Consider the following 8,350-nt stretch of genomic DNA (forward strand, 5'->3'; position numbering starts at 1 on the left):
CCCAGAGGTCCTTGGAGGTGCTTCTCTACCATCAGGAGAAGTACGACGGGAGCGGATACCCCTTCGGTAAGAGAGATACCGACATACCCCTCCTTGCGAGGATATACACGGTAGCTGACTCCTTTGAAGCGATGACCGCAAGGAGAATATACAAGCGGTCCAAGCCCTGGAAGGTTGCCCTGAGGGAGCTTGAGGAGCTCGCCGGAAGCCACTTTGACCCCGAGATAGTCCCGAAGGCTGTTGGGGTTCTCTCCGGGCTTGAGAGTTTCAGGACTCCACCCCTTGAGCTTGATGCGGAGATAGAGAAGATAAGGTGGAGCTTCTACTACCTTGACTTTACCGGAGCTATAAAGGGAGACCTCTTCCTGCCTACCCTTGAGGCTTTCATAGAGAGGGGAGATCCCTTCTGCTTCACCGTCTTTGATATAGAGAACCTCTTTGAGATAAACAGGAGGTACGGCTGGGAGAAGGGTAACGAGGCGCTGACCAGACTCGTGGAGGCTATCAACGTCCAGTGCTGCGGTATGCACGACATAAGGGACGTGATAATAAGGCTCATGGAAAGGGACGTCATAGACATAACCTCTCCAGTCGTCTTCCGCATAGGAGGGGACGAGATAGGTGTTATAGCCCCCTACATACCTCCCCCCGAGAAGGTTCTCTCTGTAGTGAAGTCCATGGAAGAGTCCGGTGTAAAGGTAAAGTATCTCCAGCTCCACTTTCCCAACAGCTTTAAGACGATTGAGGACGCCCTCCAGATAATCGCTCAGTTCACGAGGAAGCCTCCAATGGATTTAAACTTATCCTGATGCTCGGAAAGAAGCTCATCCTTTTCGGCGGGAAGGGGGGAGTTGGTAAGACCACCCTATCGTCCTCCTTGGCTCTCCTCCTATCAAAGAGGGGGAAGGAGGTTCTCCTTATATCCACAGACCCAGCCCACTCCCTTTCCGACCTCTTCGGGGTGAGGGGAAGGGGTGTGATCAAGGTCTCGGATAGGCTCTACATCCTTGAGATAGACCCGCAGGAGGCGGTAAGGGAACACATAAGGAGGGTCCTTGAGAGCCTGGAGTCCCTTCTGAGCCCCGATGTCTTTTCCCAGATAAGGGAGGTCTTCCACTCCGTTGAGGAGACCCCCGGGACTGAGGAGGCTGCAACCATTGAGAGGCTTTCAAGCCTTATCCTTGAGAGGCTTGAAGAATACGAGCACTTCGTCGTTGATACAGCCCCAACAGGACACACGCTCCAGATGCTGAAAACCGTGGGTAGGGTCGGAGGTTGGATAGAGGAGCTCCTGAGAAAGAGGAAAAGCGCCCGCAGGTTCTGGGAGGCGGGAGGAAGCGAAAGGGAGGACAGAACCCTCAAGCTCCTTGAAGAGAGGAGGAAGAGGTTTGCGAGGTTCAGCGAGCTTATCCTCTCCCCCAGAACGACCTTCGTCCCAGTCCTCAACCCCGAAAGGCTGCCGATTGAGGAGACCCACAGGCTCGTTGGGAGCCTCAGGAAGATGGGAATGGGTGTTGAGCTCCTGATGGTAAACAAGGTCCTCCCCGAAGGGGAGGAGGGTCTATTCCTGCACATGAGAAAGGAGCAGGAGAAAAAGTACATTAGGGAGATTGAGGAGCGCTTCAGAGACCTTAGGAGGATTTACATCCCTCTGAGGGAGAGGGATATCTCCGGCTTGGAGGACCTTCAGGAGCTCTCCCTTGAGCTGGGGAGGAGGATGGGCATATGAGCGTTGTCGTGCTCGGGCTCGGAAGGTACGTGGAGGAGATAACGGAGATAGTAGCCTCCTTCTCAGAGGTTATCGTTGTTGAAAGGGAGGGAGAGAAGCTCAGGAGCTTCCTTGAGAAGGAGAAAGGTATAGAGAACCTGAGCGTTGTGCCCGGAAGCGCCACCGATGTTGAACTCTGGAAGGAAAAGATAGACCTGAGCTCCGTTGAGGCTGTCATCTCCTTCCTTGAGGGCGAAACTACCCTGACGGTGGCTAAGGTTCTGAGGAAAGCCTTCGGCTTCAAGGAGACCATAATATTCGTGGCAAAGGAAAGACCTGAGAGCAAGGAGTTCAGGGAGCTTTCAATAGAGCTCGTCTCTGTTCCAGACCTCCTCGGGGCAGTTCTCAAGAACCTTCTCAAGAGCAAGGGGATCGTCAGGTACCCCGTCGGGATAGGTATGGGAAGGGGTGAGGTGGCTGAGGTGCTGATAACGAGGAGTTCACCCGCAGCCTACCTCAAGCTGAGCGACCTGAGGATGAGGAACGTCAGGATAGCCCTCATATACCGAGAGGATAGCCTTATTCTCCCCCGAACTGACCTGAGGCTCCAGCCCGGCGACAGACTCCTCGTAGTCGGTGAGCCCTCCAGACTTGAGCTCTTCCTGAACATGGTGATAAGGGGTGAGCCCAACTTTCCCCTGAAGTGGGGTCCGAAGGGTCTGTCCTGCAATGTAAGGGGGGAGGAGGTTGATTACGTGAAGGAGAGGCTCAGAGTAAGGGAGTGGATTGAGGGAGAGTGCGGTGAGGAGCCTCCCCAGGAGGATGTGGGAATAGTGCTCCTTGATGGAAGGAAGAGGGGGTTCTTTGGAAACCCAAGCGTGGAGCTTGCCTTCAGCGGTCTTAGGGTCCCTTCTCTACTCCTGAGGGGAAGCTCCCCCTACGAAAACATCCTAGTTTCCGCCAACACCGAAGCTCTCAGCTTCCTCCTCGCCAACGTTGTTGATTTCGCGCGGCTCTTTGGGAGCAAGCTCTTTATCCTCTTCGTTACCAGCATTGAGAAGATGATGACAAAGGAGGAGAAGGAGATACTTGAGAGCCTGAAGTCCTTCGTTGAAAGGACCTCCGACGCCACGGGCTTGGAGGTGAAGCTGATAAGGAAGGAGGGCAACCCGGTGAGAGAGACCCTCAAGCTCCTTGAGGGGAAGTTCAACCTTCTGGCTGTGGGCTACACCCCGGGTAGGAGGAGCAGGTTCTGGAGTCCCTATGTGCCTCACCTGCTCGCAAGAAAGGCTGAGCTGACCACGCTCCTCGTGCCGGAGGTAACCCTTGAGCGCTGAGCTTCTTCTCCTTACGGTCTTTGCCGGCGCCTTCCTCTCTCCTCTCTTTGCAAGACTCCTGAGTATGCCGGTCCCCGTCGGGGAGCTCATCTTCGGCCTTGCCCTCGGTCACATGCTCGGAGGGTCCCAGGAGACCCCTGAGGTTCTTTCCTTCCTCTCCGAGCTCGGCTTCCTCATCCTGATGTTCTTGGCTGGACTTGAGATAGACTTCAACCTTTTGGAGAGGACAAGGGGTTCAATGCTGAGCATATACACGGGCTATACTCTCCTCATCTTCCTCTTCGGAGCCCTTTTATCCTTCTTCATGGATGTGGAGCTGACAGCCCTCATGATCCTCTCCCTCATCTCCGTCGGTCTCATGGTCGCGACCCTGAGGGATATGGGGATTTCCGCCACCTCCTTGGGTAAGAGGATACTCATACTCGGTGTCATAGGTGAGCTCGTGAGCCTCTTTGCCCTTACCCTCATGGAAAAGCTCGGGGGGTTCAGGGACTGGAGAAGCTTCCTCCAGGATGTGGGGATGGTTACCCTCTTCCTTCTGGGCTTCTTCGTGGTTTTCCATGGCATAAGGCTTCTAATATGGTGGTATCCGGAGCTTGTCAGGAGGCTGACCTACGAGGAGGACCCCAGCGCCATAGACATAAGGCTCAGCCTCGTCCTGATGTTCTCCGCTTCCGTTTTAGCCCATCTTGCAGGGATTGAAGGGGTCCTCGGTGCCTTCCTTGCCGGTGCTGTCTTTTCCTTCTTTATAAGGAAAAAGCACGACCTTGAAGAGAAGCTCTCCTCAATAGGCTACGGCTTCTTCATACCGATATTCTTCATAAAGACCGGCATGGGTATGGAGCTTTCGGGCTTGAGCACCCAGATACTTCTGGAGGTCCTCATCTTCCTTGTCCTGCTTATCCTCCTCAGGCTCGTCCCCTCCCTCATGCTCCTTCTGGCAGGCTTCTCCCTGAAGGAGGCTTTCCTTTCCTCCGTGCTCCTTTCCTATCCTTTCACCCTGATGATAGCTGGAACGGAGATAGCCCGCTCCTCGGGTCTTATTGATGAAGAGAGGGCTCTCGTTCTCTTCATAACAGCCTCCCTCTCCTCACTGCTCTTCCCCTGGAGCGCAAGGCTACTTATAAGAGTTCTGAGATAATATTGGGCATGGTGGTTGTAGGGGTTGATACGGGCGGGACCTTTACAGACTTCATATACATGACCGATGATGGCTGGAAGGTCCTCAAGGTTCTCTCCACACCCAGCAACCCTGCGGAGGCAGTTCTGAAAGGGCTGGAGGAGATAGGCGCAGAGGGAAGGAGGATAGTTCACGGCTCAACGGTGGCGACCAACGCCCTTCTTGAGAGGAGAGGTTCAAGGACAGCACTCATAACAAACGCAGGCTTTGAGGATGTGATTGAGATAGGCAGACAGAACAGGGAGAGGCTCTACGACCTTCACTACAGGAAGCCCCCACCCCTCGTCCCGAGGGAGCTTAGGCTCGGCATAAGGGGGAGGATAAACTACAGGGGGGAGGTCCTTGAGGAGATTGACCCCTCAGAGGTTGAGGGAATAGTCCAGAGGCTCAAGGAGCTCGGTGTTGAGTCCGTTGCGGTCTGCCTGCTTCACTCCTACGCCAACCCAGCCCACGAGGAGGAGGTGGGGAGGGTTCTCAGGGAGAGGCTCGGTCTCCACGTTTCCCTCTCCCACGAGGTGCTTCCAGAGTTCAGGGAGTACGAGAGGACCTCAACCACCGTTGTAAACGCCTACGTATCCCCGAAGATGGAGGGGTACCTGAGCTATTTGGAGGGCAGGCTCGCGGAGGGCGACAGGCTGAGTGTGATGCAGTCAAACGGAGGAATCATATCCTCCCGGGTAGCCAAGAGGGAGGCTGTGCGGACAATACTCTCGGGACCCGCGGGAGGTATAATAAGCGCCCTCCACACAGGCAGGCTGACAGGCTTTGAAAGGCTCATTACCTTTGATATGGGAGGCACATCAACGGACGTATCCCTGATAGACGGGAAGCCGACGGTAACCTCCGAGACCAGGATAAGCGGGATTCCCATCAGGGTTCCTATGATAGACATACACACCATAGGAGCCGGGGGAGGCTCGGTGGCATGGATTGACGAGGGGGGAGCCCTGAGGGTCGGTCCTCGCAGTGCGGGTGCTGACCCAGGACCCGTATGCTACGGAAGGGGAGGAAGGGAGATAACCGTCACAGACTCCAACCTCTATCTGGGCAGGCTCGTTCCGGAACACTTCCTCGGGGGGAGGATGAGGCTCTATCCAGAAAGGCTGAAGGAGCCGATGAGAGACCTCGCCCGAAGGCTCGGTGTATCGGAAATTGAACTCGCCGACGCCGTGATCCAGATAGCCAACTCAAACATGGAGAGGGCACTCAGGAGGGTCTCCGTTCAGAGGGGATACGACCCATCCGAATTTTCCCTCCTTTCCTTCGGGGGAGCGGGAGGGCTCCATGCGGTCTTCCTGGCGAGGCTTCTGGGCATACCCAGGGTGATAGTCCCTCCCGACCCGGGCATATTCTCCGCAGTGGGCATGGTTCTTGCCGACGTGGTGAAGGACTACTCACTGACCGTTATGCTGAGGGGCTCGGAGACAGGATACCACCAGATTGAGGAGATGTTCAGAACCCTTGAGGAGAAAGCCGTAGAGGAGATGGAAGCAGAGGGCTTCCCTCCCGAGGAGCTCCTCCTTGAGAGGAGCCTTGATATCAGGTACAGGGGGCAGTCTTACGAGCTCAACGTCCCCTTCTCTGAGAGCTACGAAGAGGACTTTCACAGGGAGCACGAGAGACAGTATGGCTACAGGCACGACAGGGAGATTGAGGTTGTGAACCTTCGCCTCAGAGCAACTGCCCCAACCCCGAAGCCCACCCTGAGGAGGTTTGCCGAGAAATCAGACAGCGAAAGCTCTCATGCCCTCATAGGTTCTGTAAGGACCGCCTTCGGCGGTGATTTCAGAGAAACAAAGCTTTACTCAAGGGAGAGACTCCTCTGGGGAAACAGACTCTCGGGACCCGCCATCGTGGTGGAGTACTCCTCAACCACCGTGCTCCCACCCGGCTCCGAGGCTGAGGTTGACAGCTTCGGGAACCTCCTCATCTCAACCGGCGTGTAAAAATTCTTAACAGCCTGTAAATATCCTTAACAGACAACTCCAAAGACCTTGAAGGGTATCCTCTGGATGCCTATCCCACCCTGACCGGTGTAAAGGATTTTGACAGAGCTCCCTATTCAGCCTGTCCGGATTTCACCTCCAAACCCTGTCTCTCAATGAAGGGACAACTTTTGGCACGGAGCTTGCATATATAGGGGTGAGATGATAAGGGGGGTGATGCTTCTTCTACTTCTTGGAGCAACTCTGCTCTTCTCCCAGCCGGCAGAGGAAGGTCCTGCGGAGTGCACAACCTTAGTTGACGACAGGGTCCTTGAGGACATCCACGCCGGTTATGAGGCAACCTCAACCTATGTATCAAACCAGAGGATAATCCTCTGGGACGAGGCAAAGGACACGGGAGGGGTGAAGAGGAGAACGAGGATTGAGATCAGCATTGAAAACCAAAGGAGGTAGAGAAATGAGGAGAGGAAAGCACATGGCACCAGAGTAAGGAAGCTTAAAAAGGTAAGCAAAGAGGCGCCGAAGCGCCAAAGAGAGCCTTTCCAAAAATTTAAAACACTTTTAAGGAGGTGTCAATCATGAGTAAGAGGTTTTTACTTTCAGCTATATTTGCAGCAGGAGCGCTCAGCACGGGCGCGGTAGCGGGTGATATGCAGGTCCTCAACGAGGAGGAGCTTGAAGATGTCTCCGCGCAGGGTCTTCAGACCATAGAAAATGATACGAGAGACTTCGGTGGTGCAGTAAACCAGAACAACAACCTTGATTCAGTCCAGATGAACGACAACGCCCAGCAGAACGCCAAGGGTGCAGACCTCGTTGCGGCGGCTACAAGCTCAGTTAACGTAGGTATAAACATTCTCTGGAGCGATGCACAGCCCTCCGAACCTGAAGATGCGGTCAAGAGGGACGGAACATTCCCTGTGGTGGTTGAAGGACCCAACGACCCTCAGGCTTTTGGTCAGGAGTACGACCAGACAAACGACCAGGTTGCGGCGAACCACAGGAACAGGGCAAACGGTTCATTTTCTGCTTTAGCTTACAACGAAGACAAGGAGACTCAGGACATATACAACAACGTCCATACGGGGGATGCTGGCTCAAGCTCTGTTTCGGGGCAGGACAACAACAACAACTCGGTTCAGCTAAACGGCAACGCCCAGCAGAACGTAGCGGGGCTTGAGGTGGAGAACAGCGCCCAGTCAGCTTCAAACACCGGACTGAACATACTCGCCACCGGGACCATATCCCTGACCGCTGGAAATCAGGAGAACGACCAGATAGCGATGAACATGGACAACAGAGCTGAGGCTGGCTCCTACGCCTTTGCAAAGAACTACGAGAATGCGGAAAACACCCAGAACATCAACAACACTATCGGAGACCTTGGGCAATCCCAAAATCCGGATATAAACGTTTCTGGACAGGACAACAACAACAACTCGGTTCAGTTAAACGACTATGCCCAGGAAAACGCTTCGGGTCTCACAATATCCAACAACGCTAACTCCGCCAAAAACGCTGGCATAAACCTGCACGCCTCTTCTGGACTCATAGAGGACTCAACCGTCTCCCAGACCAACAACCAGCAGGCTCACAACCACAGGAATATAGCTCTGGCTTCAACCGAGGATGACGATGCAGAGTCCTATGCTTTCGCTGAGAACTACAACAAAGAAAAGCAGAGGGTGGTAAACGACTTCTCACCCGATGGCTCCGTATCTGACCAGGACAACAACAACAACTCGGTCCAGCTAAACGACAACGCCCAGGCAAACGCAACCGGGCTTGGGATAAGGAACTCAGCCATGTCCGCCTACAACACCGGCATGAACATAATGGAGTTTGATAGCTCCGACAGTGCCACTCTCAACCAGACGAACGACCAGAGCGCTGGGAACATGAACAACTACGCTGAGGGAGATGAAGCATACGCAGGGAACGCTGAGGGATTAGGTTATTACTACAGCGAAAGCCCGACCCAGTACGTCAGGACAAACACAAACGTTTACGGACAGAACAACAACAACAACTCGGTCCAGCTAAACGGCAACGCCCAGCAGAATGCTGCAGCCCTCGCTATGGTAAACAACGCCAACTCCGCCCAGAACACAGGCTTGAATATAATGGTTGACCTCATAGTTGAGGAGCCGCCGGACGAAGAACCACCAGAGGGTAAGGG

The 8,350-nt window shown here is 54.4% G+C and carries 6 protein-coding genes and 1 pseudogene; all 7 read left to right on the top strand.

All coding sequences use genetic code 11. The features are described 5' to 3' along the window. Window positions 1–809: HD domain-containing phosphohydrolase (locus AC1HCM_RS00635; protein WP_479459842.1), on the top strand; the 809-nt coding region annotated here is incomplete at its 5' end. Continuing rightward, the gene (locus AC1HCM_RS00640; protein ID WP_479459843.1) at window positions 809–1,729 is read left to right on the top strand and encodes an ArsA family ATPase; all 921 of its coding nucleotides are present in this window, start codon (window positions 809–811) and stop codon (window positions 1,727–1,729) included. The genes AC1HCM_RS00635 and AC1HCM_RS00640, both read left to right, overlap by 1 nt. Further along, the gene (locus tag AC1HCM_RS00645) at window positions 1,726–3,045 is read left to right on the top strand and encodes a TrkA C-terminal domain-containing protein (RefSeq protein WP_479459844.1); all 1,320 of its coding nucleotides are present in this window, start codon (window positions 1,726–1,728) and stop codon (window positions 3,043–3,045) included. Before AC1HCM_RS00640 ends, AC1HCM_RS00645 begins: the two co-directional genes overlap by 4 nt. After that, window positions 3,035–4,186 (top strand): cation:proton antiporter domain-containing protein, encoded by a 1,152-nt coding sequence (locus tag AC1HCM_RS00650; protein WP_479459845.1) that lies wholly within the window; start codon window positions 3,035–3,037, stop codon window positions 4,184–4,186. Before AC1HCM_RS00645 ends, AC1HCM_RS00650 begins: the two co-directional genes overlap by 11 nt. Window positions 4,187–4,194: 8 nt before the next feature. Then, window positions 4,195–6,171 carry a hydantoinase/oxoprolinase family protein gene (locus tag AC1HCM_RS00655; protein ID WP_479459846.1) on the top strand — a complete coding sequence of 659 codons (1,977 nt, stop codon included), beginning with the start codon at window positions 4,195–4,197 and terminating at the stop codon, window positions 6,169–6,171. 216 nt (window positions 6,172–6,387) lie between these two features. Beyond that, window positions 6,388–6,624 carry a hypothetical protein gene (locus AC1HCM_RS00660; RefSeq protein ID WP_479459847.1) on the top strand — a complete coding sequence of 79 codons (237 nt, stop codon included), beginning with the start codon at window positions 6,388–6,390 and terminating at the stop codon, window positions 6,622–6,624. 125 nt (window positions 6,625–6,749) lie between these two features. After that, window positions 6,750–8,350, top strand: a pseudogene (locus tag AC1HCM_RS00665) (hypothetical protein); the annotation flags it as partial.

It is taken from the genome of Hydrogenivirga sp. (assembly GCF_056450045.1).

Excerpts from the sequence above, each read along its gene's own strand:
- AC1HCM_RS00655 (WP_479459846.1), top strand. The coding sequence starts at position 4,195 with ATGGTGGTTGTAGGGGTTGATACGGGCGGGACCTTTACAGACTTCATA.
- AC1HCM_RS00640 (WP_479459843.1), top strand. The coding sequence starts at position 809 with ATGCTCGGAAAGAAGCTCATCCTTTTCGGCGGGAAGGGGGGAGTTGGT.
- AC1HCM_RS00645 (WP_479459844.1), top strand. The coding sequence starts at position 1,726 with ATGAGCGTTGTCGTGCTCGGGCTCGGAAGGTACGTGGAGGAGATAACG.
- AC1HCM_RS00660 (WP_479459847.1), top strand. The coding sequence starts at position 6,388 with ATGCTTCTTCTACTTCTTGGAGCAACTCTGCTCTTCTCCCAGCCGGCA.